Annotated in this window: 21 protein-coding genes; 8 read left to right on the forward strand and 13 right to left on the reverse strand. The window is 67.4% G+C overall.

Going from position 1 to position 26,199, the window contains the following annotated elements; translation table 11 throughout:
• Window positions 1–27: 27 nt before the first annotated feature.
• From CXX84_RS11340 to CXX84_RS11355, 4 genes are all read right to left on the reverse strand, one after another.
• Window positions 28–1,182: an ABC transporter ATP-binding protein gene (locus CXX84_RS11340; protein WP_189337567.1), complete on the reverse strand. Its 1,155-nt coding sequence runs from the start codon at window positions 1,180–1,182 to the stop codon at window positions 28–30.
• Complete coding sequence (locus tag CXX84_RS11345; RefSeq protein ID WP_102976810.1) at window positions 1,179–2,768, reverse strand: ABC transporter permease; 1,590 nt, start codon at window positions 2,766–2,768, stop codon at window positions 1,179–1,181. Before CXX84_RS11345 ends, CXX84_RS11340 begins: the two co-directional genes overlap by 4 nt.
• Before the next feature lie 4 nt (window positions 2,769–2,772).
• Window positions 2,773–3,831 (reverse strand): iron ABC transporter substrate-binding protein, encoded by a 1,059-nt coding sequence (locus tag CXX84_RS11350; protein ID WP_102976811.1) that lies wholly within the window; start codon window positions 3,829–3,831, stop codon window positions 2,773–2,775.
• Window positions 3,832–3,986: 155 nt separating this feature from the next.
• A complete protein-coding gene (locus CXX84_RS11355; RefSeq protein ID WP_102976812.1) occupies window positions 3,987–5,192 on the reverse strand; it encodes a glycoside hydrolase family 76 protein in 1,206 nt (401 codons plus the stop codon).
• Window positions 5,193–5,326: 134 nt separating this feature from the next.
• On the opposite strand from CXX84_RS11355, the gene CXX84_RS11360 reads away from it, so the two are divergent.
• Window positions 5,327–6,121 carry an SDR family NAD(P)-dependent oxidoreductase gene (locus tag CXX84_RS11360; RefSeq protein WP_102976813.1) on the forward strand — a complete coding sequence of 265 codons (795 nt, stop codon included), beginning with the start codon at window positions 5,327–5,329 and terminating at the stop codon, window positions 6,119–6,121.
• Window positions 6,118–7,338, forward strand: coding sequence for an acyl-CoA dehydrogenase family protein (locus CXX84_RS11365; RefSeq protein WP_102976814.1), 1,221 nt, complete (start codon window positions 6,118–6,120; stop codon window positions 7,336–7,338). The genes CXX84_RS11360 and CXX84_RS11365 overlap by 4 nt, the downstream gene beginning before the upstream one ends.
• Before the next feature lie 14 nt (window positions 7,339–7,352).
• Here CXX84_RS11365 and CXX84_RS11370 read toward each other — a convergent pair whose 3' ends face one another.
• Window positions 7,353–8,174: a DUF1684 domain-containing protein gene (locus CXX84_RS11370; RefSeq protein WP_102976913.1), complete on the reverse strand. Its 822-nt coding sequence runs from the start codon at window positions 8,172–8,174 to the stop codon at window positions 7,353–7,355.
• A gap of 139 nt (window positions 8,175–8,313) precedes the next feature.
• Here CXX84_RS11370 and CXX84_RS11375 point away from each other — a divergent pair, with 139 nt between their 5' ends.
• The 3 genes from CXX84_RS11375 to CXX84_RS11385 all read left to right on the forward strand — a co-directional run bounded on the left by CXX84_RS11375 (window position 8,314) and on the right by CXX84_RS11385 (window position 12,186).
• Window positions 8,314–8,856 carry a hypothetical protein gene (locus CXX84_RS11375; protein ID WP_189337568.1) on the forward strand — a complete coding sequence of 181 codons (543 nt, stop codon included), beginning with the start codon at window positions 8,314–8,316 and terminating at the stop codon, window positions 8,854–8,856.
• Between the two features lie 112 nt (window positions 8,857–8,968).
• On the forward strand, window positions 8,969–11,791 hold the full coding sequence (ppc, locus tag CXX84_RS11380) for a phosphoenolpyruvate carboxylase (RefSeq protein ID WP_102976815.1): 2,823 nt from the start codon (window positions 8,969–8,971) through the stop codon (window positions 11,789–11,791).
• An 89-nt stretch (window positions 11,792–11,880) separates the two neighbouring features.
• Window positions 11,881–12,186: a hypothetical protein gene (locus tag CXX84_RS11385; RefSeq protein WP_102976816.1), complete on the forward strand. Its 306-nt coding sequence runs from the start codon at window positions 11,881–11,883 to the stop codon at window positions 12,184–12,186.
• A gap of 23 nt (window positions 12,187–12,209) precedes the next feature.
• Here the strand turns inward: CXX84_RS11385 and CXX84_RS11390 are convergent, their stop codons facing one another.
• The 3 genes from CXX84_RS11390 to CXX84_RS11400 form a co-directional block, all read right to left on the reverse strand.
• On the reverse strand, window positions 12,210–12,836 hold the full coding sequence (locus CXX84_RS11390) for a DedA family protein (protein ID WP_102976915.1): 627 nt from the start codon (window positions 12,834–12,836) through the stop codon (window positions 12,210–12,212).
• 86 nt (window positions 12,837–12,922) lie between these two features.
• Window positions 12,923–13,906, reverse strand: a complete 984-nt coding sequence (locus tag CXX84_RS11395; protein ID WP_102976817.1) for an RluA family pseudouridine synthase — start codon at window positions 13,904–13,906, stop codon at window positions 12,923–12,925.
• Window positions 13,907–14,028: 122 nt separating this feature from the next.
• Window positions 14,029–15,552: a PLP-dependent aminotransferase family protein gene (locus tag CXX84_RS11400; RefSeq protein ID WP_102976818.1), complete on the reverse strand. Its 1,524-nt coding sequence runs from the start codon at window positions 15,550–15,552 to the stop codon at window positions 14,029–14,031.
• Window positions 15,553–15,610: 58 nt separating this feature from the next.
• Here CXX84_RS11400 and CXX84_RS11405 point away from each other — a divergent pair, with 58 nt between their 5' ends.
• Window positions 15,611–16,300: a YczE/YyaS/YitT family protein gene (locus tag CXX84_RS11405; protein ID WP_223253069.1), complete on the forward strand. Its 690-nt coding sequence runs from the start codon at window positions 15,611–15,613 to the stop codon at window positions 16,298–16,300.
• A 24-nt stretch (window positions 16,301–16,324) separates the two neighbouring features.
• Here the strand turns inward: CXX84_RS11405 and CXX84_RS11410 are convergent, their stop codons facing one another.
• From CXX84_RS11410 to CXX84_RS11420, 3 genes are all read right to left on the reverse strand, one after another.
• Window positions 16,325–17,155 carry an Fpg/Nei family DNA glycosylase gene (locus tag CXX84_RS11410; RefSeq protein ID WP_102976819.1) on the reverse strand — a complete coding sequence of 277 codons (831 nt, stop codon included), beginning with the start codon at window positions 17,153–17,155 and terminating at the stop codon, window positions 16,325–16,327.
• Window positions 17,148–22,205, reverse strand: a complete 5,058-nt coding sequence (locus CXX84_RS11415) for a DNA glycosylase AlkZ-like family protein (RefSeq protein ID WP_102976916.1) — start codon at window positions 22,203–22,205, stop codon at window positions 17,148–17,150. The genes CXX84_RS11410 and CXX84_RS11415 overlap by 8 nt, the downstream gene beginning before the upstream one ends.
• A 138-nt stretch (window positions 22,206–22,343) precedes the next feature.
• Window positions 22,344–23,870: an FAD-dependent oxidoreductase gene (locus tag CXX84_RS11420; RefSeq protein WP_102976820.1), complete on the reverse strand. Its 1,527-nt coding sequence runs from the start codon at window positions 23,868–23,870 to the stop codon at window positions 22,344–22,346.
• A gap of 183 nt (window positions 23,871–24,053) precedes the next feature.
• On the opposite strand from CXX84_RS11420, the gene CXX84_RS11425 reads away from it, so the two are divergent.
• On the forward strand, window positions 24,054–24,527 hold the full coding sequence (locus CXX84_RS11425) for a DUF4383 domain-containing protein (protein ID WP_411266209.1): 474 nt from the start codon (window positions 24,054–24,056) through the stop codon (window positions 24,525–24,527).
• 83 nt (window positions 24,528–24,610) lie between these two features.
• Here the strand turns inward: CXX84_RS11425 and CXX84_RS19485 are convergent, their stop codons facing one another.
• The gene (locus CXX84_RS19485; protein WP_317614951.1) at window positions 24,611–24,961 is read right to left on the reverse strand and encodes a DUF4232 domain-containing protein; all 351 of its coding nucleotides are present in this window, start codon (window positions 24,959–24,961) and stop codon (window positions 24,611–24,613) included.
• A 121-nt stretch (window positions 24,962–25,082) separates the two neighbouring features.
• Here CXX84_RS19485 and CXX84_RS19490 point away from each other — a divergent pair, with 121 nt between their 5' ends.
• Window positions 25,083–25,208, forward strand: coding sequence for a hypothetical protein (locus CXX84_RS19490; RefSeq protein ID WP_317614953.1), 126 nt, complete (start codon window positions 25,083–25,085; stop codon window positions 25,206–25,208).
• A 197-nt stretch (window positions 25,209–25,405) separates the two neighbouring features.
• Here CXX84_RS19490 and CXX84_RS11435 read toward each other — a convergent pair whose 3' ends face one another.
• The gene (locus CXX84_RS11435) at window positions 25,406–26,152 is read right to left on the reverse strand and encodes a YcnI family protein (RefSeq protein ID WP_102976821.1); all 747 of its coding nucleotides are present in this window, start codon (window positions 26,150–26,152) and stop codon (window positions 25,406–25,408) included.
• Window positions 26,153–26,199 lie beyond the last annotated feature (47 nt).

The raw sequence follows: 26,199 nt of genomic DNA on the forward strand, positions 1-26,199 counted from the left end.
CCCCGGGCTGCTGCTTCCAGCCCCGGGTCAGTCGAGCGGGAAGGCCACGGCTTCGCCCACCACGCGCAGGCACAGCTCCATGCCCGGCCGGGCGATGGACGCGTTCCAGTGCCGGATGGTAATGACTTCGCCGCCGCCGGGGTAGCGGTGGTCCGGGCTGGAAGCCAGTTGTGGCGGGACGGAGAGCTTCAGGCGCACAGTGGTTTCCGGGCCGAAGTAGTCCGTGTCCACCACCACTCCGCGGATGGCCCCGTCCTCGGCAATACGGATCTGCTCCGGCCTGAGCATCAGCTGCACCCGGCCCTGCGCCGGGGGCCTGCGGACGGGAATGGCTCCCAGGGAGCAGGTTGCCAGCGATCCTTCAAGCCAGGCGTCCAGGATGACGGCGTCGCCGAGGAACTCTGCGGTGGCGCGGTCTGCAGGGCGGGTGTACACGACGAACGGGTTGCCGATCTGGGCGAGTTTCCCGCCGCGCATCACAGCCACCTGGTCCGCGAAGGACAGGGCCTCAGCCTGGTCATGGGTGACCAGGATGGTGGTGACGCCGGCCTGGTTCAGGACCTTGGCCACGGCCCGCCGGGTGGCCACCCGAAGCCCCGCGTCGAGAGCCGAGAACGGCTCGTCAAGGAGCATCAGTTCCGGCTCGCGCGCCAGGGCCCGGGCCAGGGCAACCCGCTGCTGCTGGCCGCCGGACAGTTGGTGCGGGCGGCGCTTTGCCATCGCAGGGTCCAGTGACACCATCTCCAGCAGTTCGCTGATCCGGGCAGCCACCCCATGCCTGCCGCCAGGGAGGCGGTCCGGATCCAGTCCGAAGGCGATGTTCTGCCCGACGCTCAGGTGCGGGAACAGGGCGCCGTCCTGCGCCACGTAGCCGATATGCCGTTTGTGCGCCGGTACCCACACGCCGTCGCCCGCCACCTTGGTACCGTTCAGCGCGATGCTGCCCGTCTCGGGGTGTTCGAATCCGGCGATCAGCCGCAGCAGGGTGGTTTTGCCTGAACCGGAGGGTCCCACAATGGCTGTGGTTCCGCCCTTGGCCACGGAGAGGTTGACGCCCTTCAGGACGGCCTGGTTGCCGAAGTTCTTGGTGACGTCCGTGATTTCCAGATGGCTGTTCGTGGTGGGAGCCACGGACGCTGCGATCCGTGGCTCCGGCAGCCGGGAAGGGGCTTGTTCTGTCACTGTCCGGCTACTTTCTTGGACTGCTGGAAGAGGAGGTACGTCATGGGGGCGGAGAGCAGGATCATCAGCAGGGCATACGGGGCGGCGCCGGCGTAGTCGATTTCGCTGCTCTTGCTCCAGAACTCGGTGGCAAGGGTGCGGGTTCCGTTGGGGGACAGCAGCAGGGTGGCGGTGAGTTCATTGGCGATGGCCAGGAACACGAGCGCGGCACCGCCCGCGGCAGCGGGTGCCGTGAGCCGCAGGGTGACCCGGACGAACGATACGAGCGGAGGCTTGCCCAGCGCCTGCGCAGCTTCGTCCAGTTCTTTGGGCGCCTGCGCAAGGCCCGCCCGGAGGTTGACCAGTGCGCGGGGAAGGAACAGCAGGACGTAGGCAGCCACCAGGACTCCGGCGGTCTGGTAGATCCCCGGGACTATCCGGATGCTCACGGTGACGAAGGCCAGGCCCACCACGATTCCGGGCAGCGAACTGGTGATGTAGTTGGAGAGCTCCAGCGACTTGCTGAACCAGCCGGGATGGCGGACGGCCAGGTACGCCATGGGAAAGGCCACTACGGTGGTGGCAGCGGCTCCGGCCAGGCCGTAGCCGAGGGTGGTGAGCAGGGCCGGCAGGAACTCGTCGGCAGCCCACACGGCCGGTCCGCCGGAGGCCACCCAGCGCAGCACGAAGTACAGTGGGAGGCCGAACGCCAGGGCCGTGAGTGCCAGCAGGAACAGCTGGGCAGGAACCTGGTAGGCGTGCAGCGGCAGGCGGGTCGCCCTGGCCTGGGCGCCCGGGCCGATCCGTGCGTAACGGGCTGTGCCGCGGCTCCTGACCTCGGCCAGCAGCAGGAGGAGGCAGAAAAACACCAGCACGCTGGCGAGCATGTTCCCCGCCGCGCCGTTGAAGGTGGACTGGTACTGGACCATGATCGCCGTGGTGAACGTGTCGAAGCGGATCATGGCGAAGGCCCCGTACTCGGCCAGCAGGTGCAGGGCCACCAGGAGCGCCCCGCCGGTCATGGCGATGCGGAGCTGGGGGAGGACCACCCGGAAGAACGTCCGCCAGGCACCCAGGCCTAGGGCGGCCGCGGACTGCTCGATGGCCGGGTCCAGCCGGCTCAGGGCGGCAGCAGCAGGAATATAGACCAGCGGGAAGTAGGACAGCGTGGCGATCAGGATGCCTGAGCCCAGCCCGCCGAGTGAAGGGATCGCGGAAACCCAGGCGTAGCTGTTCACGAACGCGGGGATGGCCAGCGGCGCGGCCAGCAGCACAGCCCAGATTTTGGCACCGCGCAGCGTTGTGCGTTCCACCAGCCAGGCACCCGTGACACCCAGGACCAGGCACAGCGGGACGGTGAACGCCATCAGCAGGATGGTGTTCAGCAGCAGTTCGGCCACGCGCGGCCGGAAGATGAGTTCGACGGCGGTGTCCCACCCGGTTGCCACGGTCATGTACACGACGTAGCCCAGCGGGACGAGCGAAAACAGGGCTATCAGCACCGCCAGGGCGGAGACCGCAGAAACGCCGAAAGGCGGGCGGGGGCTGTTGCCCCGGCCCGCCGTCGTCGTGCTCCCTTGCGGGGGAGCCGATAGATCAGAGGTCACGAAATTACAGGAGTCCTGCCGAAGTCATCAGTTCGGTGACCTTTTCGGAGTTGAGCTTTGCGGGATCCACGGTGGGAGCCTGCAGGTCCGCGATCGGAACCAGCTTTTCGTTGGCCGGGACATCCGAAGCGATGGCGTACTCAAACGAGGTGCCGTCCTTCAGGACTTCCTGGCCCTGCTTGCCCGTGATGAACTTCAGGAATTCCTGGGCCGCGGCCTGGTTCTTTGAGGTCTTCAGCACGCCGCCGCCGGAAACAGAAACGAATGCCCCGGGGTCCTGGTTCTTGAAGTAGTACGGGGAAACGTTCTGGGAGTTCTCGCCGGTCTTGGCCTGGTCCCCGTAGTAGTAGTAGTGGTAAATCAGGGCGGCATCAACCTCGCCGGCGTTGACGGCCTTCATGGCCGTGCTGTTGCCCTTGTAGGCCTTGAAGTTTTCCTTCATGCCCTTGAGCCATTCCTCGGTGGCGGCCTCGCCCTTGAGCTCCAGCAGTGCGGAAACGATGGCCTGGAAGTCTGCGCCGGACGGGGAAGCAGCCCACTTGCCCTTCCACTCCGGGTTGGCCAGGTCCAGCATGGACTTGGGCAGCTGGTCTTCGGTCAGCTTGTTCTTGTCGTACACCAGGACGGTGGAGCGGGCAGCGATGCCGGTCCACTTGCCGGTGGAAGGCCGGAACTCTTCGGGCACCTGCTCGATGGTGGCCGCATCCACGTCCGCGAACAGGTCCGCGTTCTCCACCTGGGTCATGGCGGGGGAGTTTTCCGTCAGGAAAACGTCAGCCGGGGATGCTGCGCCTTCCTGGATGATCTGGTTCGAAAGCTCGGTGTCCGAGCCCTGCCGCATGGTGACCTTGACGCCGGTCTCCGCCGTGAAGGCGTCGATCCATTCCTTGGTCAGGCTCTCGTGCTGGGCGTTGTAGACCGTAATTTCACCGGCGTCCCCACCGGCGGACGCGGCGGAAGAGCCTGTGGCTGCCGGAGTGGTGCTGCCGCCGCAGGCGGTCAGTCCAAGTGCTGCGGTGGCGGCAAGTGCGATGCCGGCCAGCGCGCTGTTGCGGATCTTCATTGAGGGACTGCTTTCTGGGGAAACGTCAGGGGGTCCTGGCAGGCGTTGGGGAAGAACGCCTCCTTCAGGAACTGTAGGGTAGGCAAACCTAAGCTCCAACCCGGAAAGCGGTTAAAGTGATGAGCATCACATGAATTACGGAACTGTTGCGTGTCCTAATCGCAGGGCGGCGTGAGGGCAGCCGCTGCCTCCAGGACCATCCATGCCTGCAGTTGGGTGGAAAGTTCGACGACGGCTCCCGGCGGGTGCGTTTCACTGGCCGGTTTGGCGGCGTGCAGGGAGAAGATGCTGGCGGCGGACCGCATTGGCTTCCCTTCGCCGGCTTCGACGCGGCGCCTCCCGGACCACAAAGCGTCAGCCGTGTCGGTCACCAGGCGTGCCGCGGTGCCGCGTGTTGCTGCGGGAAGCCTCTCATCGGCAGAGGCCAGGGCAAGGTAGCGGCAAAGGATTCCGGTGAAGAGGCCGCCGTCGCCCGTTCCCTCGCAGCGCAGCACCCGGCCGCCGCCGTGTGCAGTTGCCCCGCCTGCCTGGATGGTGAGGAGACGGTCCACTGCGTCCACCACCACGGACGCCCGGTCAAGGTTTGCTTCCCCGCCGACCTCAAGGAGGGCGCCCAGTACAGGGCCCTGGTTGTAGGTGTAGACAGCCCTTTCCACCACCACGTCCCCCGCGGGGTTCAGCCGCGCGCCGTCCAGGTACAGGCCCTGGATCGGGTCGAAGAGGGTGGTGTCCAGCCAGGCCAGCAGTTCCCTGGCCTTCGCCGTGCGGCCGCTCCGGGCGAGATACAGCGCGATGGGTGCCGTTGCCGGGGTGTTCTTGAAATCGTGCTTTTTGCTCCAGAAGGCGCCGCCGCCCAGGTCATCCGTGCAGGCGGCGTCGAACTGGCGGGTGAGTGATGCCCGGAGGCGCGCGTTGCGTTTTCGCCCTGGCCTGCCGTCGTCCCCGGCAAGGGTGTCGAGCCGGAGGGCGGCCAGCGCCAGCCAGGCCATGTCGTCGTAGTAGTTGTTGACGAAGGTGAAGGCGTTGCGCAGCCGGATTCCGGTGATGAGCCGGGAGGCCAGCCGCCCGGCGCCGGGATGGCCGGGGCCGTTGAACCTGTCAGGCGGGGTGCCGCCATTAGCCAGTTCGCGCCTGCCCGCATCCACCAGGCAGTCCACGTAGTGTGCCTGCCACCAGTAGTGCCAAGGGCGCAGGAGGGTTCCGTTCAGGTACGTCCGCCGAGCGGGCGGGGGCCACTGGACAGCGCCGAGATGGGTGCCCGGAAGGAAGAACAGCCTCCTGCCGAAGAGGGCCGTGACGGACCGGGCGGCGTGGTTGGCTCGGTCCTGGCGCTCGGCAGGGGAGGGGTCCAGGCGGGTCATGGATTCCACCCTAACGCGGGTTCTTTCATCACCCGGGACTGACTGCTGGTGCGGGCGCCTTACATTTCAGTTAACATTCACTAACTAACACCGGGGGGCTTTCAGCCCTCCGGGGCACGCATCAAGGAGGATGTATGGACGTCAACGGCACCGTGGCACTGGTAACCGGAGGTGCTTCCGGCCTGGGGGCGGCAACAGCCCGGCGGCTGTTCGACGACGGTGCGTCCGTTGTGCTGGTTGACCTGCCGTCCTCCGCCGGGGCGGCGCTCGCAGCAGACCTCAACGCTTCCGGCGCACCGGGCCGGTCCGCCGTCTTTTCCCCCGCGGACGTGACGAACGAAGCCGAGGTGCAGGCCGCCGTCGACGCCGCCGCCACCCTGGGGCCGCTGCGGATCGTGGTGAACTGTGCCGGAATAGCCACGCCGGGAAAGGTCCTGGGCAGGGACGGCGCACTTCCGCTTGGGGCCTTCAGCCGCGTCATCCAGGTGAACCTCCTGGGCACCTTCAACGTCCTCCGGCTGGCAGCGGCTGCGATGGTGGCAACAGAACCGGCCATAACAAGGCTGGGTGGACCCGAACGTGGCGTGATCATCAACACCGCCTCGGTTGCGGCTTTCGAAGGACAGATCGGGCAGCCGGCGTACGCGGCGTCCAAGGGCGCCGTTGCGGCGATGACCCTGCCCATCGCCCGGGAGCTGGCGCGCTCACTCGTCCGCGTGGTCACCATCGCGCCCGGCATCTTCGAAACGCCGATGATGGCAGGCCTGCCGCAGGAGGCCCAGGACTCCCTGGGCGCACAGGTGCCGCATCCCTCCCGGCTTGGCAGGCCGGACGAATATGCCAACCTGGTGGCGCACATCGTGGACAACGCCATGCTGAACGGGGAAACCATCCGGCTCGACGGTGCCATCCGGATGGGGCCGAAATGACCGGGCCGGAGAGCGCGGGAGGCAGCCTCCCGGAACTGCCCTCGGCGGACTTCTTTGCCTTCGAATCCCTGCTGGACCGGAAGGAACGGGACAAGCTCGCGGAACTGCGCGAGTTCCTGGCTGCGGAGATCGCGCCGTACGCGGGGGACTGGTGGAACAAGGCGGAATTCCCGGCGCATATCCTTCCCAAACTGGCTGCCCTGGAACTGAGCACCCCCGCAGAACGCGGCTACAGCCACCTGTTCGCCGGCCTGGTGATAGCCGAAATGACAAGGGTGGACACCTCGATCGCCACGTTCTTCATGGTCCACCACGATCTGTTCGTCCAATCCCTCTACGACTTCGGCAGCGAGGACCAGAAGCAGCGGCTGCTGGCAGACGCCTCCAGCCTGCGCATCACGGGCGCCTTCGCCCTCACGGAGCCCGGCCACGGTTCGGACGTTGCCGGCGGCATGGAAACCCGGGCCAGAAGGATCTCCTCGGCGACCGGCGAGCCGGACGACGGCGGTGATGCCTGGGTGCTGAACGGGGCGAAGCGGTGGATCGGCAACGGGACGTTCTGCGACTACATGCTGGTGTGGGCCTGCGACGAGGCTGACGGGTCCGTCCGGGGATTCATCGTGGACGGAACCCTGCCTGGAGTCAGCCGGACCAGGATCGAAAACAAGATTGCGCTGCGGACGGTGCAGAACGCGGACATCGTCCTGGACGAGGTGCACGTGGCTGAAGCCGACCGGTTCGCTTCGATCAACAGCTTCGCGGACACCAGGGAGCTGCTGCGCGGATCGCGGATCATGGTGGCATGGCAGGCGGTGGGCCAGCAGCTCGCCGCGTTCGACGTCGCCCGGCAGTACGCCGTCGAACGCCGCCAGTTCGGCCGCCCGCTGGCACACTTCCAGCTGATCCAGCAGCAACTGGTGACGATGCTGGGCAATGCTGTGGCCAGCATGGGGATGATGGCCGGGCTTGCCCGGCTCCAGGATCAGGGCGCCGCCGATATGCCGCAGGTGGCGCTGGCCAAGTCATACCTGAGCGCGCGGATGCGGGAGACTGTGGCGCTGGGACGGTCCATCCTGGGCGGAAACGGCATCGTGACCGACTACAGGATGGCCAAGATCTTCTCCGACGCCGAAGCCATCTACACCTACGAGGGGTCCTTCGAGATCAACACCCTGATTGTGGGCCGGGCGGTCACCGGGATCTCAGCGATCACCTAGACCGCACGGCCAGCTCACTCAACGCTGGGCAGCTTCTCGCCCGCCTCCACCCGCACGTCCAGCGAGTTGTTCTTCACCGGCATGGGGCAGGTGCCGTACGGAGTAAAGGCGCTGGGGTAGTTGATGGCACGGTTGAAGTCCAGGACCACTGAACCATCGGGGCGCGGCCGGGGCAGGGCGAGCTTCCGCCAGTCGTCAGTGGTGTCGCCGTTGGTTTCGTCATGGAAGGTGACGGTCAGGGCCCCGAGCTTTTCCTCCTCCGCCTGCAGCCGGAACTCGTGGCCGCTGCCGGGAACACGGAACACTACCTCTCCCACGGTCCGGTGCACCCCGTCCACCAGGGGATTGGCTGTAGCGGTGGGCACGTCCAGAGGCTCCGGATACGGCTCGAACCGGCCCGTCACTTCCCACTCCGGGTTGTACCCGTAGGTGGGCACGCCGGTGAATTCCGTCAGTACCGGCGACGCCGAGTCCCGGGTCCGGATGGCGTAGCGCCCTGCCCGCATGGCCAGTTCCACCACCACCTGGTCTCCGCCGGGGCCGCCGAACCGGACCCACATCAGGGACTCCTCATCGGAGAGGGCAGCAGTTATGGTCCCGTCCACCGGTTTGCCCGCCTCCACCTCGGAAAGGCCGTCCGCGGTTACTGCGGTGAGTACCGCCGTCGTACCATCCGTTGACCAGAGTCCCGGCGCCAGGCCGACGGCCGAGGCTGAGTCCTCGAGCCACTGGAACGAGGTGAGGGTCAGCCAGCCGTGGCGGGTGGCGAGGGCCTTGTTGCGGTTGTCGCGGAAGCGCTGCCAGCGCTCCACCTTGGCGTCCGGGAGGGTGCTCATGGTTCCTTTCGAGCGTTCAGTGTGCCCCGGTTCCAACAGCGCATTGCCGGCGTTCATTCCGGGCCTTGCCTTCGACTCTACGCCACGCTGGGCATCCCGGTTTGAACGTCATAGTGGTCTGCGCGGTTGAATAGGTGCCGTGGACATACTTGCTGGAATAAGCACCGAGTGGCTCAAGGCCCTGACCTGGATCACGGCCGTGGCTGTGGGCGTGGCCGTCCTGCTGTGGCGGCGCCGGGTGACCGCTGCAGCGCTGGCTGCCGCGGTGGTGTTTATGGCCGCCAGCGCAGGGGCGGGGATCTACGTCCTGAACCATTTGGGCGACGGCCGCTGGGGCGGGGACCAGCAGGCGAAACTGAGTCCGCCGCCCCTCACTGAGACGCCCGTGGTGGGGAAGTTCCTGGAACCACTGGAAGGCATGCTGGGGAACGTCACGGACGGCGTCAACGAGTTCACGGACTTCCAGTCTGCGCTGCCGGTGGCGCTGGACTTCTTTGTTGCCGCGGGGTGGGCACTGGCCCTTTCGGTGCCTCTGGCATTGGTGGTCCTGGCTGTCAGCGCGAGGGAGGCCAAGCGCCGCAACGCCGAGTTCGCCGCCTATAAAACGCAGGTTGAGCAGCTTCGGCAGGAGCTCGACCACGTCAAACGCCACGTAGGTTACCCGGAACACGACATTATCTGAGACGGATTCCCCCGCCGCCCCGCTCTGCGGGTAGCATCTTTAGCTAGTTACGTGGCTCACAGTATCCAGCGCAGTGTACGAGCCAAGTCCGAACCCTCGAAAGATAGTTTCCATGGCTCACACTGCAACGAATCCCGAAACCGATCTTGCCTCCGAATTGCGGGCAGACGTCCGCCGCGTTTCCACCCTCCTGGGCGAATCACTGGTCCGGCAGCACGGTCCTGAACTCCTGGACCTGGTAGAGCAGGTCCGCCTCCTGACCAAGGAATCCAAGGAAGCAGCCCGCGGCGGCGCCGATGCCACCGGGCCGTGGAGCGCGCACGACGTCGTAGCCCAGGTCCGCGAGCTCCTGGGCTCACTGCCCATTGAGCAGGCCACCGACCTGGTCCGTGCCTTCGCTTTCTACTTCCACCTCGCCAACGCGGCCGAACAGGTCCACCGGGTGCGGGGCCTGAGGACCCGGGCGGAAAAGGACGGCTGGCTGGCCAAGACCGTGGCGGACATCGCTGACCAGGCGGGGCCCGGCGTGCTTCAGGAAGTGGTCAACGGGCTGGACGTCCGGCCCATTTTCACGGCACACCCCACCGAAGCTTCCCGCCGTTCGGTACTGGACAAGATCCGCAAGCTCTCCGACGTGCTGGCCCAGCCCACAGCCGAGGGCACCACCGCCCGCCGGCGCCAGGACCGCCAGCTGGCCGAAATCATCGACCAGATGTGGCAGACGGACGAGCTCCGCCAGGTCCGGCCCACGCCGGTGGACGAGGCTCGCAACGCCATCTACTACCTGAGCAGCATCCTGACCGATGCCATGCCGGAGATGCTAACCGAGCTCTCGGAACTGCTGGGGGAGCACGGCGTCACCCTTGCGTCCCAGGAGGCGCCCATCCGCTTCGGCTCCTGGATCGGCGGCGACCGGGACGGCAACCCCAACGTCACTGCGGCAGTCACCCGTGAAATCCTGCAGATCCAGAACCAGCATGCCGTCCGCATCAGCATCGGCATGATCGACGAACTGATCTCCATCCTCTCCAACTCCACCGCGCTCGCCGGCGCCGACCAGGAGCTGCTGGAGTCCATCGACGCCGACCTGAAGAAACTCCCCGGGCTGGATAAGCGCGTCCTTGAGCTCAACGCGCAGGAGCCCTACCGGTTGAAGCTCACCTGCATTAAGGCCAAGCTCATCAACACCGGCAAGCGGGTGGCTGCAAACTCCAACCATGAGCACGGCCGCGACTACAACGGGACCGGCGAACTCCTCGCCGACCTGGAACTCGTGGAGCTCTCGCTCCGAAACCATTCGGCGTCGTTGGCTGCCGATGGCGCGCTGGCCCGGGTCCGCCGCGCCATTGCCTCGTTCGGACTCCACCTGGCCACGCTGGACATCCGCGAACACGCGGACTACCACCATGACGCCGTCGGACAGCTGATGGACCGGATCGGCGGGCCGGGGCTGCGGTACGCCGAACTCAGCCGCAGGGAGCGCCTTGAGGTGCTGGGCTCCGAGCTTGCCTCGCGCCGGCCGCTGTCCGGGCACCCCATCAAGCTCGACGGCGCCGCTGACGGCACCTACGACGTCTTCCGTGAGATCCGCCGTGCCCTGCGCGCCTATGGCCCTGACGTCATCGAGACCTACATCATCTCCATGACGCGCGGCGCCGACGACGTCCTTGCCGCAGCCGTCCTGGCCCGCGAAGCCGGCCTGGTCAACCTCTTTGGCGAGAAGCCCTACGCGAAGATCGGGTTCGCGCCGCTGCTGGAAACGGTGGAGGAACTTCGGGCCTCTGCCGAAATCGTGGACCAGCTGCTCTCCGATCCCTCCTACCGCGAACTCGTGCGGCTGCGCGGCGATGTGCAGGAAGTCATGCTGGGCTACTCGGACTCCAACAAGGAATCCGGCGTGATGACCAGCCAGTGGGAAATCCACAAGACCCAGCGCAAGCTGCGGGATGTGGCGGCAAAGCACGGCGTGCGCGTGCGCCTGTTCCATGGCCGCGGCGGCTCCGTGGGCCGCGGCGGCGGGCCCACCTACGACGCCATCCTGGCCCAGCCCAACGGCGTCCTGGAAGGCGAAATCAAGTTCACGGAGCAGGGCGAGGTCATCTCGGACAAGTACTCGCTGCCCGAGCTGGCCCGCGAGAACCTCGAGCTGTCCCTCGCCGCCGTGCTGCAGGGTTCGGCCCTGCACCGCGACCCGCGCACCTCCGCGGACCAGCGGGAACGGTACGGGCACGTCATGGAAACCATTTCCGACGCCGCCTTTGAGCAGTACCGGAAGCTGATCGATGACCCGGATCTGCCCGCCTACTTCATGGCGTCCACGCCGGTGGAACAGCTTGGTTCCCTGAACATCGGTTCCAGGCCTTCCAAGCGCCCGGATTCCGGCGCAGGGCTCGGCGGGCTGCGCGCCATTCCCTGGGTGTTCGGCTGGACGCAGTCCCGGCAGATCGTCCCCGGCTGGTTCGGCGTCGGCTCCGGCCTGAAGGCAGCGCGGGAGGCCGGCAATTCCGCGCAGCTGGCGGAGATGTGGGACAACTGGAACTTTTTCCGGTCGGTGCTCTCAAACGTTGAAATGACGCTGGCCAAAACGGACCTGGATATCGCCGGCTATTACGTGTCCACCCTGGTACCGGATGAACTGCACCATATTTTCCAGGCCATCCGCGAGGAATACGAGCTGACCGTGGCCGAGGTGCAGAACCTGACCGGGGAGAACCTGCTCCTGGACGCCCAGCCCACGCTCAAGCGTTCGCTGGAAATCCGGGACCAGTACCTGGACCCCATCAGCTACCTCCAGGTGGAGCTGCTGCGCCGCATCCGGACTGAAGGTGCCGGCCAGGAGGGCGCCATCAGCGAAGGAGAGATCGACGAACGCCTCCAGCGCGCCATGCTCATCACCGTCAACGGCGTGGCGGCCGGCCTGCGCAACACCGGTTAACCCCGTCGCGCCATCACTTTTGGTCCCGATAGGGGTTTATAGCGACCGAAAGTGATGGCGCACCATCGGGTTTGGATAAGGTTGGGGACATGCCTTCCTTCCAGACCCGCCTGAAAATCACCGGGCTCCGGCCGGGCAATCCGCCCGAAGCCGTGATGGACACCGCGGTGGAGGCGCTCGGGACCCGGCACCACGTGGAGGCACATCAGCTGCAGCTTGCCGGGGGAGTGCCGCTGCTGAACCTGCGCTTCCTCGTCGATGCCACCGAGTACAACGGGGAGAACCGGCAGGCGCTGGAATCGGCAGCCATGATGCGTGACGCCGTCGAAAACGTTGCGTTGACCGGGTCACTGACCGTGCTGCGCCGAAACCGGGGCCGCTGGTCTCCGGTGTAGCAAACCTCCGCAAAGACTGATGCTCAGGGCTCGGGCGCCAGCGGCCCAGGTTCGTCCACCGGGGACGGGTTGCCCTTCCGGCGGGTGACAATAACGCCGACGACGGCCCCCACTATCAGGCCGAGCACCACACCAATGAGTGAGCTGGCCCAGAACGGCAGTCCGGTGGCTGAGCCGGTGAAATATCCGAGGCCCACCAGCCAGCACGCCCACAATACGGCGCCGATTCCGGCGCACAGGCTGAAACCCCGGACGGCAACATCGGCGATGCCTGCGGCGGCGGAGGTGGCAAGACGGCCCCCGGGGATGAAGCGCGCTCCGATGATGGTTCCGTAGGTGGAAGACCGTCCGGCCCTGGCAATGGCCTCATGGATCCCTCGGTGAACCCGGCGGCCCCAGTTCCAGCGGTCCAGCACATGGCTCAGCCGCCGCCGGAAGAGCTGGAACACCACCATGTCGCCGAGCCAAGACGCCACGGCGGAGAGGAGCCCCACCAGGAAAACGTTCGTCCGGCCATCGGCGGACAGGGCCCCGCCGGTGATCACCACCATCTCGGAGGGGACAAGGGGAAAGATGGCATCGCCGAGCACTACGGGGATGATCCAAAAGTAGATCGCAGCCCCCCAGCTCTCAGCGCTGCCGAAGTCCATGGCCACAAGGTACCGCACTTTGGGCATGCGGGAACCGGCGGAAGTCCGCAGAATATCTGGTGGAAAAGCCCGCGGCACGGCCCGGATCAGGAGCCTGCGCGCGCCGCCTCGCTGAGTTCCAGCCGGCTGCGGTACTCCGCCGGCTTTCCGGTGATGGGATCAATGAACCGGATGCCGCGGGCCAGGAGCTGAAGGGGCCTGGTGTAGTCGTCCGGGGCCTTGTCCAGCAGGTCGGGGTAGAAGGCGTCGTTGATGATGCCCAGCCCCAGCGAGGCCATGTGCACCCGGAGCTGGTGGGTTTTTCCGGTGTGCGGCTCCAGGCGGTACCGCGCGAGCCGGCCGGAACTGCCGGGCGCCCAGGCGGTGGTGCCGGCCGCGGCCGAAGAAGCGCCGCCGTCGAACGTTTCCAGCTGCTCGATCCGGGTTTCGGCGTTCGGTTCGCCGTCCACCACCTCGGCGAGCAGGTAGCTGCGGGATTTGGTCATGCGGTTGCGGACCACCACGGGAAATTCGACGGCGGCGTGGCCAGGTGCCGGATCGGCGGCGGAGACGCACTCATATTCCTTCTGCACCTGGCGCTTCTCGAAGAGCACCTGGTATTTGCCGCGCGTCTGCGGGTTGGTGGAGAAGAGGAGGATGCCCGCCGTCATGCGGTCCAGCCTGTGCATGGGGATCAGGTCCGGCAGCCCCAGCTGGTTGCGCAGCCGCACCAGGGCCGATTCCTGGATGTAGGTGCCGCCCGGGGTGGTGGGCAGGAAGTGCGGCTTGTCCACCACCAGCAGGTGCTCGTCCTGGTGCAGGATGGCGATGTCCACCGGAATCCGGGTCTCCGGCGGGAGGCTGCGGTAATACCAGATGAAGGTGTGGTGCTGGAGGGGAGTGCTGCGGTCCAGGGGTTTCCCGCCCTCGCCAACGATCTCACCGGCGTCGAACCTGTCCTCGATGCCCTGCGGATCGATGTGTCCCCAGCGGTGCATCATGTAGTCCATGGCAGTGTCCCATGGGCCCTCGTCGGGGAGGCGGAGCCGGGTGGCATTCACGCCGTCGCGCACGGGAAGGGGGGATTGCATCACCGGTCCATTCTACCGGCGGTCCTTGCTGCCCTTGCGGAGCGCCCGTCACAGCGCTGCTGCGCAACGGCCACAGCAGGCTGACAGATTCAGCATGCGCCAGGTAATTTCCGTGTCCCGGCTCAGGCGATGGCCACAGCAGGAGCGTTTTTAAGGCTGCGCCGGAGCTGCGGGGCCGCATCCAGCCGGTCCTGCGCTGACCGCAAGGCCAGGACCGCAGCCTCCAGCTTTTCGGGCGGCAGGGTGAAGGGCACCCGGAGGTAGCGCTCGAAGGCGCCGCCAATCCCGAAGCGCGGTCCTGCCGCCAGCCTGATCCCAAAGTCGGGGGCAATGACAGTCAGGGCGGTGCTGATCGGAGCGGGCAGCCTGCACCAGGCGGACAGGCCGCCGGCGGGATACGCCGTCTCCCACTCCGGCAGGTGTCCGGCAAGGAGCTCCAGAAGGGCGGCGCGGCTGTCCCGCAGGGCGGCAATCCGTGCCGGCAGTGGCTCGTCCAAGGCCCGGACCAGGTGGGCGGCGTCCAGTTGTTCCATGAGGGGTCCGCCGAGGTCAAGTGAGGTCCTGGCCGCCGCAAACCGCTGGACGAGGTCCTCCGAGGCCCTGATCCAACCAATGCGGAGCCCGCCCCAATGGGACTTGCTGAGCGAGCCGATGGTTACCACTGCCGGACTGAAGGCGGCAACCGGAGCGGTCCCGGCGCCGTCGAGGTTCAGCTCCCGGAGGGTTTCATCCACCACCAGGACCGTTCCGGCGGCCGCAGCCGCCCGGACCAGCTGGCGGCGCTGGAGGTCGGGCATGAGCTGGCCCGTGGGGTTGTGGAAATCCGGTACCACGTAGGCCAGCCTGGGCCGCTGCTGCTGCAGCGCCGCCTGTACTGCATCCATGTCCCACGTCTGGGCCGCCCTGCCATGGGCTCCGTGGATGCCCGCCCCGGTCCCGCCCGAAAATGCCACCGGGACCGGCCTGCAGCCCGCCGCCCGGATGGCGTCCAGGGCATTGGGGTAGCTGGGGTGTTCCACCAGCACCCGGTCCTGCCTGCCGGCGAGGGCGCGAAGAATGATGTTGAGGGCATGCTGCGCCCCCGACGTCACCAGGATCTGGCCGGCGGTGGTGGGCGCCCCGGCCGCGGTGTAGCGCGCCGCCACTGCCTCCCGCAGCGGGAGCAGGCCGATGGCGTCGTAGCCGAACCCGGGGAGCAGGGCCGGAAGTTCGGTGAGGGCGGCCGCGAACGCCCGGTGCACCACCTCGCCGCTGGCAGGAAGGGATGCGTACGCGAGGTCGATGAGTCCCTCCGGGGCAGCAAGCCCAGGGGCCGTCAGCGCCGGATCGTTCCGCACCGGACCCGTGAACAGCGTGGTCCCCGCAGGGGTGAGGCGCGGAATCCGCGTCCGGCTCCTGCTGCCCTGGCCGCCGGTCAGGAAACCCTGCTCGCGGAGCAGGCCATAGGCGGCGGTGACCATGGTCCGGCTGACGCCCAGGGTTTCGGACAGTGCACGCTCACTGGGCAGGGCGGTGTCCAAAGCCACCCGGCCATCGAGCACCAGCAGGCGGACGACGTCGGCCAGCTCGCGGTAGCCGGGCGTCGCGCCGACATTCCACTCGCCCAGGAGGCGGGAAAGGCCGGAGGCGGTAAGGGATGCCATCAGGCCAGTATCTCAGACTGGCTATGTAATTCAATGCCAGTTTTCTGGGAGAGTCATAGTCATGTTGACCCGCAGACTCCTTCAGCTCTTTATCGGCCTCGCCATGTACGGCATCTCCCTGGCCATGTTCATCCGTGCCGGACTGGGCCTGGACCCGTGGGACGTCTTTCACCAGGGGGTCGCCGGCAGGACAGGGCTCAGCATCGGCGCGGTGGTCATCATCGTAAGTTTCCTGGTCCTCCTGCTCTGGATTCCGCTGCGGCAGTGGCCGGGTTTCGGCACCCTGTGCAACGCAGTCCTGGTTGGCCTCTTTGCGGACGTCGGCCTCGCCCTGATCCCCGCCGTCTCCCACCTGGGCGGGCAGGCCGGCCTGCTTGCCGCCGCCGTGCTGCTGAACGGCATCGCCTCGGCCTGCTACATCGGTGCCCGGTTCGGTCCCGGCGCCCGCGACGGGCTGATGACAGGTCTGGCCAGGCGCACCGGCTGGTCCGTCAGGTGGTCCCGCACGCTGATTGAAATCGTGGTCCTGGCCGTTGGGTGGTTCCTTGGCGGGTCCGTGGGAGTGGGCACTGTTGTCTACGCCCTTGCCATTGGGCCCCTGGTCCAGCTGCTGCTTCCGGTGTTCATGGCGCCCCCTGCGCCGGCCCGTCAAAGTGGCGCCGGGGAGGGCGGCAACTCAGCAAGCCGTGCCGGCTCCGGAAGCCGCGGCAGCGGAAATACAACGCCGGATGCGCTGGCCAGCACGAAGTAAGGCGGCGGGCGGGAGCCAGGAATCCTAGGCCAACAACGGCTGGCATTTGGGGCAGAAGTAGATGTCCCGCTCCTCGTCGCCGTTCAGCTTGCCCAGCACCCCGCGGCGGACGGGTGTTCCGCACTTCAGGCAGGGCTGGTGTTCACGGCGGTAGACCCAGTAGCCCGGCCGGCCCGCCATCCTCCCTACAGGCATGCCCCTGGCGTTGAGGATTGTGACCCGGCGGCCGGGGCCAAGGTTAACCTCCAGGAGCTGCTTGGCGTCTGTCATCATGGTCCGCAGGTCCTGCACTGCCGATACTGGCGAGGCGGGGTGTACGCCCGAGAGGAAGCACGCCTCGCACCGGTAGATATTGCCGATTCCAGCGAGGTTGCGCTGGTCCAGCAAGGCCACGCCGATAGGGACGTCCGGGGCTGCCCGGACCCTCCGCTCCGCCTCGTCCAGGTCCCAGTCCGGCCCCAGCAGGTCCGGGCCAAGGAACCCGACGATCGAATCCTCGCCGGCCGTGGCCACTACTTCCACCACGCCGAGGGAAAATCCGACGGCGTCCGCCACCGCGGTGCGCAGCACGCACCGCGCCGTGTAGCCGGGCTTGCGCCACTTTCCACCCGGCGGGTAGACCTGCCAGGTGCCCTCCATTTTCAGGTGCGAATGGATGGTGAGTTTCTTGTCGTCCGGTCCCACAACGCGCATCAGCAGGTGCTTGCCGCGGGGCACCACCTCGGCCACAGTCCAGCCGGCCAGGTTGAGGGTGGCAAACCGGGGCACGCGGAAGTCCGAAGCGAGCAGCGTTTGTCCTGCCAGGGCCTGGTGCAGCTGCTGTGCTGCACGCCAGACGGAATCACCCTCAGGCACGGATTCTCAGTCCTTTCGGGGTGGAGTAGGCACCGGCAGAGCTGAGCGCGGCGGCGACGGGGGTGTCCAGGATGCCGTGGCCATTCACTTTCTCCATGATCAGTTTGTCTACTGCCCCGCGGGTCACCACACCCACCAGCGCCGACCCGGCCGCCGCGAGGACGGTTTCATCGTCGCTGAAGGCCAGCAGAGTCTTCCCGCCCCGTTCCACGTAGAGGACGAGGGCGCCGTCCACCAGCACCACCAGGGCACCCGCCTTCCGGCCGGGACGGTGCCCGCTGCCGGCGTCGTCATGGAGGGCCGGCCACGGGAGGGCCGCACCGTACGGGTTGGCAGGGTCTGTTGCCGCGAGCGCAAGGGCAACGGGTTCGGGCCTGGCCAGCTGCGTGTCCTCGGAGTAGGAACGAAGCCGGTCCACGGTGGCCGGAACGGCGAACTGCGCAGCCCCCAGGTGCTCAATGAAGTAACCCCGGCGGCAGCGCCCGGCTTCCTCCAGCCGTGCCAGGACTTTGTACATCAGGCCGAAGCCGCCCAGGATCTGCTCCGCCATGACCGAGCCCCTGGTCACCACCCCGTAGCGGTCCAGCAGGAGCTCAGCAGTGGCCCGGGCGTGGATGGTGGGGTCGAGCTCCGGCTGCGGCAGGGCGGACCAGCGGCCGGCAGCCATTGGGGGAGCCGCCGCGCCGCCGGCTGACGTACCGTAGCGGCCGGTCGCCAGGCCCGGTGAACCCATGAGCCCGCTTCCATGGGAGCGTCCCAGCCGGCTAAGCCGAGGCGCCCTTGCCCGGGGCGCACGGGCCACCTGCCGGTGGGCCGTGTGGCCGCCGGCGATCAGCGCGCGGACCGGGGCAAAGGTATCCCCGGTGATCCGGCCTGCCCACGCCAGGTCCCAGAGCGCTGTGACCACTTCCTGGTCGCCGAGGACGGAGTCCATGCCGCCGGCGACGTCGGTCAGTTGCCGGAAAAAGTAGCCGCCGCCGTTGTTCCGCAGATGGTCCAGCAGCCGCTGCTGGGCATCGCCGGGTTCGTAGTCCATGGCGGGTTTCAGCGTCAGCTCGGCGGAGTCAGCCAGGTGGAGGCTGATCCAGCCGTCATTTCCGGGCAGGGCGCCCGCGCCGGACCACAGAACCTCTCCGCTTGCCATCAGTTCATCCAGCATTGCCGGTTGATAGTTGGAGACCCTCCCGGCCAGGACCAGCGGCTCCCACGCCGACGCCGGGATGGGTACTCCGGACAGCTGGTCAATGGCGGTGACGATGCCGTCCAGCCCGCGCAGTGCCGGCTGGCCGCGTCCCCCGCCGGGGGTTCTGACGTGCTGCCAGGCGGGCAGGAAGCGGCCGTAGGCTGCCGCATCCACCGGTTCAACTTCCGCCCGCAGGGCTGCCAGCGAACGACGGCGGAGCTTCCGCAGGACCTCGGCGTCACACCACTCGCTGACAGCAACCTGTGGGGGCAGGTTCGGCGAAGGGACATCATCTGCCGGCTGCGCGCCTTGTTCCAGGTCACCGGCGGGAGCGGCTTCGCCATCATCCCTGCTGTCCGGGGCAGGTTCCGGCGGTGCGGAATGCGGCCGGAACTCGCCCTCCACCACGCGCCCGTCGGCTGCCAGCCTTTTCAGGGCGGTGCCCACCACTGCCACGCCCAGGCCGAGCCGTGCTGCTGCCTCGGCTGCGGTGAAGGGTCCGTGCGTCCGCGCGTACCGCGAAACAAGGTCGCTGAGGGGATCCGCCACGGGTTCGATGAAGGCGAGCGGGACCCCCATGGGCAACGGAACGCCAATGGCATCCCGAAGCCGCGCGGCGTCCTCCACAGCCGCATACCGTTCTGCCCCGCCGATATTCACCTTGATGGCACGGTTGGCGCGCTGCAGGGCAAGCAGGTGGGTGGTGGCCTCTGCGTGTTGGGCGTGGCGGGTCTCCACGGGCGTTTCGATGTGCCCGCTTTCCTCGTGCTCACCTGCCAGGTCCAGGACCGGAGTTCCGGCAGACTCCGTTGCAGCCGCATGCTCTACGGCCACGGCCGGCTCCAGCCGGGCCGCGACTTCTTCCGGCGCCAGCGGCCCCAGAAGCCGGAGCAGGTCCGCGACTCCCTCCACGCCCCGTACGCGCCTGTCCGGGGCCAGCCGCTGCAGTTCGCGCTCCGTGGCCTCGATGACCTTGGGGTCCAGGAGTTCGCGCAGTTCAACGCGGCCCAGCAGCTCGTTCAGGAGCGTGGAGTCCAGGGCCAGGGCAGCGGCACGGCGCTCCGCGAGCGGGGAGTCGCCCTCGTACAGGAACTGCGCCACATAACCGAACAGCAGGGACTTCGCGAACGGGGACGGCTGGGACGTGGTGGTCTGGACAATCCTCAGCTCGCGCCGCTCCACGGAGGCTGCAATGTCCTTCAGGGCGGGGAGGTCGTAGACGTCCTGCAGGCACTCGCGGACAGTCTCGAGGACGATGGGAAAAGTGGGGTACTTCCGCGCGACATCGAGCAGCTGGGCGGACCGCTGCCGCTGCTGCCACAGCGGCTGCCGCTTGCCCGGGGTCTGCCGGGGCAGCAACAAGGCGCGGGCCGAACATTCCCGGAACCGCGAGGCGAAGAGCGCGCTGCCGCCCACCTCGGCGGTGACAATCTGCTCCAACTCCTCGGGGTCGAAGAGGAACAGCTCAGCGCCCGGCGGCTCATCCTCCATCATGGGCACCCGCAGGACGATCCCGTCGTCGGCGGCCATCGCCGAGCCGTCCAGGCCGTACCGCTGGTGGAGCCGCTGGCCGACCGCCAGCGCCCAGGGTGCGTGCACGGGCATCCCGAAGGGGCTGTGCAGGATGACACGCCAGTCGCCCAGCTCATCGTGGAACCGCTCCACCACCAGGGTGGTGTCACTCGGCACCACTTCGGTGGCGAGCTTCTGTTCACTGAGGTACTGGATCAGGTTGTTTGCGGCGAACTCGTCCAGCCCGCTTGCCTTGCAGCGCTCGGTGGCAGGGCCGACGTCGGACGCTGACAGTTCGCGGACGAACGCGCCCAGGGCGCGGCCGAGGTCCACAGGCCTGCCCAGAGAATCGCCTTTCCAGAAGGGCAGCTTTCCGGGCTGGCCGAAGGCGGGGGAGACAAGCACCCGGTCATGCGTGATGTCCTCGATCTTCCAGCTGGTGGCGCCCAGCGCAAAGACGTCCCCCACCCGGGATTCGTACACCATTTCCTCGTCCAGCTCGCCCACGCGCCGGCCGCCCTTCGGTGCGGGCGCCGGTTTGCCGTCTGCGGAAGGAGACGCGCTTCCCTCCACCTCGCTGCCGATGATGTAGACGCCGAAAAGCCCGCGGTCCGGGATGGTGCCGCCCGAGGTAACGGCCAGGCGCTGGGCACCGGGCCGCCCTTCGATGGTGCCGGCGTTGCGGTCCCAAATGATCCGGGGCCGGAGCTCAGCAAATTCATCGGACGGGTAGCGGCCCGCCAGCAGGTCCAGGGTGGCTTCGAACGCTGAACGGGGGAGCGACGCAAAAGGCGCGGAGCGCCGCACGGTGGCGAACCATTCCTCAACGTCAATGCTGCCCAAGGCGGTGGCGGCAACAGTCTGCTGGGCCAGGATGTCCAGGGGATTCGCAGGGATGCTGAGGCGTTCGATTTTGCCGCCGAGCATTCTTTCCACCGTGATGGCCGTGTGGACCAGGTCCGCGCGGTGCTTGGGGAACAGGACGCCCTGGGATACTTCGCCCACCTGGTGCCCGGCCCGGCCCACCCGTTGCAGCCCGCTGGCCACGGACGGCGGCGATTCCACCTGCACCACCAGGTCAACGGCGCCCATGTCGATGCCAAGTTCCAGCGAGGATGTGGCCACAACGCACCGCAGCCGTCCGGACTTCAGGTCATCCTCGATCAGTGCCCGCTGATCCTTGGAGACCGAACCGTGGTGCGCCCGGGCCAGCACAGGATCAGCGCCGGCGGAACTTCCTGCCTGCGCCATCATCTGCGCCGGCGTTGCCGTGGACGCGGGAGCGCCGGGCGCAGCGGGCTGGGGGACGGGGCCGTCCCAGCCGCCGCCCACCGCCACCAGCTGCCGCTCTGCGTAGATTTCATTGAGCCGGGCGGTAAGCCGCTCGGACAGGCGGCGGGAATTGGCGAACACGATGGTGGACTGGTTTGCCAGCACCAGGTCCACAATCTTTTCCTCCACATGCGGCCAGATTGACGCCTGCGGCTGCAGCCCGGAGGCGGGGCCGGAGTCGAAGGCCCCCGCAGCACCCTGGAGGTCGGACATATCCTCTACCGGGACCGAGACGGTGAGGTCCCAGTTTTTCCTGGCGGGAGGAGCAACAATTTCCACCGGGGCGGAACCTGCCAGGAACTGTGCGACGAGTTCCCTGGGCTCCACGGTGGCGGAAAGGCCAATGCGCTGGGCGGGTTTGGGCAGCAGGGCGTCCAGCCGCTCCAGTGAGACCGCCAGGTGCGCGCCGCGTTTGGTGCCGGCCACGGCGTGCACCTCGTCGATGATGATGGTGTCCACTTCGGTCAGCGTCTCCCGTGCTTTGGAGGTCAGCATCAGGAACAGTGATTCCGGGGTGGTGATGAGGATGTCCGGCGGGTTGCTCAGCAAAGAGCGGCGGTCCGCGGCGGTGGTGTCCCCGGAGCGGACGCCCACCGTGGTCAGCGGTGCAGGCAGGCCGAGCCGCTTGGCGGTCTGGGTGATGCCGATCAGGGGCGAACGGAGGTTCCGTTCCACATCCACGCCCAGGGCTTTCAGGGGGGAGATGTAGAGGACGCGGGTCTTGCGCTTCGGCGCGCGTGGGCGCTTGCCCTTCGCCGGGCGCCGGGCTTCCCCGGCCTGCGCAGCACCGGTTTCCGCAGCGATGGCATCCGCGCCTGCCGCTTCCGGCCCTTCCGCGCTGGATACGAGCAGCCGGTCCAGTGCCCAGAGGAAAGCGGCGAGGGTTTTGCCGGAGCCTGTGGGTGCCACCACCAAGGCGTGCGAGCCGGAGGATATTGCCTGCCAGGCGCCCTCCTGTGCGGGCGTCGGCTCGGAGAAGGCGCCCAGGAACCAGTCCCGGGTGGGCCTGCTGAACTGGGCCATGGGTGCCGGCGCGCCTGTATCCTTGCTGCCGGCAACCCTGTTACCGGTATCCCTGCCGTGCGCGGCGGGCCGTTCCTGGCTCATGCCTCCATCATGCCCCAAGGCACCGACACTGAAGCCGCCTGCCCCCGGCCGGGCTCAAGCCTTTCCTGCAGCTGGAAGGTCCTTGGTGGCCGGGCCCTCAAGGAGCTTGCCTTCGTTCGTGAAACGGGAGCCGTGCAGCGGGCAGTCCCACGTCAGTTCGCTGTCATTCCAGTGCAGGATGCCGCCCATATGCGTGCAGACGGCGGACAGCTTGCAGGTGGTCCCGGCCACGGTCGAGACGGCCACCGGTTTGGGCCCTTCACGGTACACCTTGCCATCGCCTTCGGCGGGAACCATGGGGGCGGCGGCGGGCACCGGCTCCGCCTTGTCCTTTCGCAGGCCTTCTGCGGCCACCTGGCCCCAGCCGGTCGCGAGTTTGGCTGCCACTCCGGCATTGAGTGCGACGGCGGACAACGCACCGGAGGGTGACGTCACCCGGCGGTGGATGGTATCCGCCCAGGGGACATTCCCGCCCAGGATGTCAGCGGAAATGCCGACGGCGGCCGCCACGGCGTTGGTCATGCCCCACTTGCTGTAGCCGGTGCCGAAGTAGATGTGGCCTTTGCCCCGGGGGAACTTGCCGAAGAAGGGCATGAGGTTGGTGGGCATGTAATCCTGCGCGGACCAGGTGTGGGTGGCAACGGCGCCCGGGTAGTGCTGCACGGCCCAGTCCAGGAGGCTGCCAAGATGGTGTTTCTCGGACCTGGCCCGGCCCACGTGGTGTCCGTGTCCCCCCACGAGAAGCAGCCGCCGGCCGTCCACCTCGTAGTCCCGCAGCGAATGGGTGGGCTGCTCCACCGAGATGTACATCCCCGGGGGAGGAGCCTGGTCCTCCTGCAGCTGCAGTGCCGCGGCATAGGACCGGCTGGGCTTCAGCTTGGCAAAGTACAGCCCACGGTCCAGGACGGGAATACCGGTCGCCAGCACCACTTCGTTGGCGGTGACTGTGCCGTGGTCCGTGTGGACAGTGGCAGGCCCGGCGCCGGTGACGTCCTGAAGCCGGACGCCGCCCACTACCGATCCTCCCCGGCTCCGAAGGTCCGCCACCAGTGTGTCCAGCACTTCCAGGGGGTGGATCTGCGCCTGGCCGGCCAGCCGGACGGCGCCGTGGACGGGGAAGGGCAGCCCGGCGTCGCGCACGTATTCCATCTCCAGCCCGGCAGTGGTGCCGGCACTGACCTCCTGGCGAAGCTTTTCCGTCCCCTGCGGAGAGGCCGCGTACGTGTAGGCATCCCTGCGCTGGTAGGCCACCCCGTGTTCGTCAAGGTACCGCAGGAGCCAGGCCTGGCCTTCCCGGTTGGCGTCCACATACGCCTGCACCTGCTTCTGCGAGTACTGGCCGGCCAGCTGTGACAGGAAGGTCCCCTGAAGCAGGGTGACCTTTGCCGTGGTGTTTCCTGTCGTCACGGCGCCGGGGTACCTGGCCTCCAGGACGAGCACGTTCTGGCCTGAGCGTGCCAGCAGCAATGCAGTCACCAGCCCGGTCAGTCCGGCGCCGGCCACTACGGTGTCGTAGCTGCTTCCCGGCTCGAACGGATCGGAAGTAAACGACTCGCTGCGGTCCAACCAAATCGACGTCATGCCTGCTCAGCCTGCCTTTGCTCCAGGCCCTGGGGGGCCCAGTTTGTGATGGGTCTGTTATGAATCCTTACCTATCCGCGGCGCATTTGCTAAGTATACTTACGATGTCGGGGTTTAAGTCTATGGTCAGGTGGCAGCCCGGCAGCCATGATGTGAACATAACGACAAACGGCAGGAGAGATCATGACAAGCATGAGTTCGGACGGTCGCGCGGTAGGCCGAACCAACATCCAGAAAGCAGCCCTTGCAGTGGGTGCTGTCTTCCTTTTGGTGGGCGTCCTGGGGTTCATTCCCGGCATCACCAGCAACTACGAGACCCTTGGCTTCGCCGGACATGAGTCCGAGGCGCTGCTGCTGGGCATCTTCCAGGTATCTATCCTGCACAACATCGTCCACCTGCTGTTCGGTGCAGCCGGTATCGCCATGGCCCGCAGCGCAGCCCAGTCCCGGAACTACCTCATTGGAGGCGGCGCCATCTACCTGGTCCTGTGGATTTACGGCCTGCTGATCGGCAAGGACACCGCGCTGAACTTTGTCCCGGTGAACACGGCGGACGACTGGCTCCACTTCGTCCTCGGTGTGGCAATGGTTGGACTGGGAGTTGCACTGTCCCGCGGCACAGCCCGCACCGGCCGTACCAGCACGGCTGCCCGGTAACCATTACTGAAGGCAACCAAAACTGAAGGCGGTCCGGCACAGAGCCGGACCGCCTTCAGTTTTTTTGAGCCTGGCCGGCAGGATCAGGCAGGCTGGAACGGGCCGATGGTCAGCAGCGTAATGCCGGTGTTGCTGCAGGCTTTGGTGGGCCGGGGGAGGAAGAGGGACGCGGTGTCTTCGGGCGGATAAATCCGGTAGCCCGCAGCGTCCACCATGGCGCAGTCCGTGTAGTTCCCGGCCTGGGTGTAGCGCAGCACCGCTGAACCGGTCTGCCCTGGAGCCAGGAGGACGTCGGCCGGCATTGCCGATACATCGCGCTCGGCCGGGGCGCCGATGGGCGCCCCGGCACCATCCATCGTCAGGGACACGCCCGCAAAGCCGCGGAGGACGCAGGGTTCGGAACCCGTGTTGGTGAGGTTGAGCTTCATATACACGCTGCCGGCTGCCCCGCCCCCTGACGCGTCCGTGGCGGCCGAGAGCCCTGCCGCCTTGCACAGGCCAGGCTCTCCCGGGGCCGGAGCGGCCGGCGGAGCGGCGGTCGGAGCAGCGGAGGGAGTGGACGTACCCCGGGCGTCGGACGACGACGGCGGCGCCGGCGCAGTGGACGGCGCGGAGGAAGTCTCCGGGCTGGCAGAGCTGGTGGCTGGGCTGGTGCCTGCTGTCGCCGTCGATTCGGCTTGAGGCTGGCCTGGACCGCACGCACTGAGCATCAGTGCGGCCGCCGCGGCCGCCGTGGACATGACTAACCCCTGGAAATTTCGCTGAGACCTCATGGCACCACCTTCGCGGCAGCAGGTGTCCACGTCAACGCTGCAACGAGGCTGTGGGGCAATTTGATGCCCGGATCGTGATGATCCGGGCATCAAATTGCTGGGGCTTTATTTCCCGGCGGGTTCTGCTGGCTTGGTTCGCCGCCCTGCGCTGCGGGCGAGTGCCATCCCGCCCAGCGCCAGCCCGCCGACGCCGGCTGCCAGGCCTGCCCAGCTGCGCGCGTCCGCACCGCCGTCGGTGACCGCCGATGCCTGTTCGCCCGTATGGGATGCCGACGGAGAGGCTGTCCCGTGGCCATCAGCGCTTACCGCTTCCGTGACTGTGACGGACGGCGCGGGAGCCTCCAGGGAATGGGGGTCCTGGCCGGCCCCGGCAATCTCGGACCAGTCGGTCTGGCCGGTCTCGCAGGTCTGGAGCGTCGGGAAGTAGAGCGTTGTCCCGGCCGCGTCGGGCAGTTTCACCGAGAGGACCAGGGTGTCCCGCAGCTGGTGTTCCAGCGGCGCCTTGGCGGTGTACACGATCTGGCTGGTCCGCTTGGTGATGGACGTGCCGTCCGCGAGCTTCTTCGGCTCAGCGAGCTGCTCGGTCACCTTCTCAACGGTCCAGTTCGGATTCACGGTGGGCTGCGCGTCGTTCAGCTCAGAAGGCAGTGTGATGGCCACCTTTGTGGTGCCGGAGTCCTCGCAGCCATGGGGGACCGCGAAGGTGAGCAGGGCATAGGAATTGGCGGAGGTCTTGTCCGGTGTTACGCCGACATGCGCTGCGGCACCGCCGGCCGCTGCCAGCAGGAGCGCCGCGGCGCCTCCGCTTGCTGCGGCTGCCGTCAGGGAACGGCGAAGGAATGAGTAGTTCATGGGTTGCCTTTCGGACGCACCCCCGGAACCTGGGAGTGCGCAAGTGG

The sequence above is a fragment of the Arthrobacter sp. AFG7.2 genome, from assembly GCF_002892835.1.
Lineage (GTDB): Bacteria > Actinomycetota > Actinomycetes > Actinomycetales > Micrococcaceae > Arthrobacter.

Coding starts and splice junctions, on each gene's coding strand:
- CXX84_RS11365 (WP_102976814.1), top strand. CDS start 6,118: ATGACCGGGCCGGAGAGCGCGGGAGGCAGCCTCCCGGAACTGCCCTCG.
- CXX84_RS11425 (WP_411266209.1), top strand. CDS start 24,054: ATGACAAGCATGAGTTCGGACGGTCGCGCGGTAGGCCGAACCAACATC.
- CXX84_RS11355 (WP_102976812.1), bottom strand. CDS start 5,192: ATGACCCGCCTGGACCCCTCCCCTGCCGAGCGCCAGGACCGAGCCAAC.
- CXX84_RS11385 (WP_102976816.1), top strand. CDS start 11,881: ATGCCTTCCTTCCAGACCCGCCTGAAAATCACCGGGCTCCGGCCGGGC.
- CXX84_RS11390 (WP_102976915.1), bottom strand. CDS start 12,836: ATGGACTTCGGCAGCGCTGAGAGCTGGGGGGCTGCGATCTACTTTTGG.
- CXX84_RS11370 (WP_102976913.1), bottom strand. CDS start 8,174: ATGAGCACCCTCCCGGACGCCAAGGTGGAGCGCTGGCAGCGCTTCCGC.
- CXX84_RS11395 (WP_102976817.1), bottom strand. CDS start 13,906: ATGCAATCCCCCCTTCCCGTGCGCGACGGCGTGAATGCCACCCGGCTC.
- CXX84_RS11360 (WP_102976813.1), top strand. CDS start 5,327: ATGGACGTCAACGGCACCGTGGCACTGGTAACCGGAGGTGCTTCCGGC.
- CXX84_RS11435 (WP_102976821.1), bottom strand. CDS start 26,152: ATGAACTACTCATTCCTTCGCCGTTCCCTGACGGCAGCCGCAGCAAGC.
- CXX84_RS11350 (WP_102976811.1), bottom strand. CDS start 3,831: ATGAAGATCCGCAACAGCGCGCTGGCCGGCATCGCACTTGCCGCCACC.
- CXX84_RS11420 (WP_102976820.1), bottom strand. CDS start 23,870: ATGACGTCGATTTGGTTGGACCGCAGCGAGTCGTTTACTTCCGATCCG.
- CXX84_RS11405 (WP_223253069.1), top strand. CDS start 15,611: ATGTTGACCCGCAGACTCCTTCAGCTCTTTATCGGCCTCGCCATGTAC.
- ppc (WP_102976815.1), top strand. CDS start 8,969: ATGGCTCACACTGCAACGAATCCCGAAACCGATCTTGCCTCCGAATTG.
- CXX84_RS11415 (WP_102976916.1), bottom strand. CDS start 22,205: ATGGCCCAGTTCAGCAGGCCCACCCGGGACTGGTTCCTGGGCGCCTTC.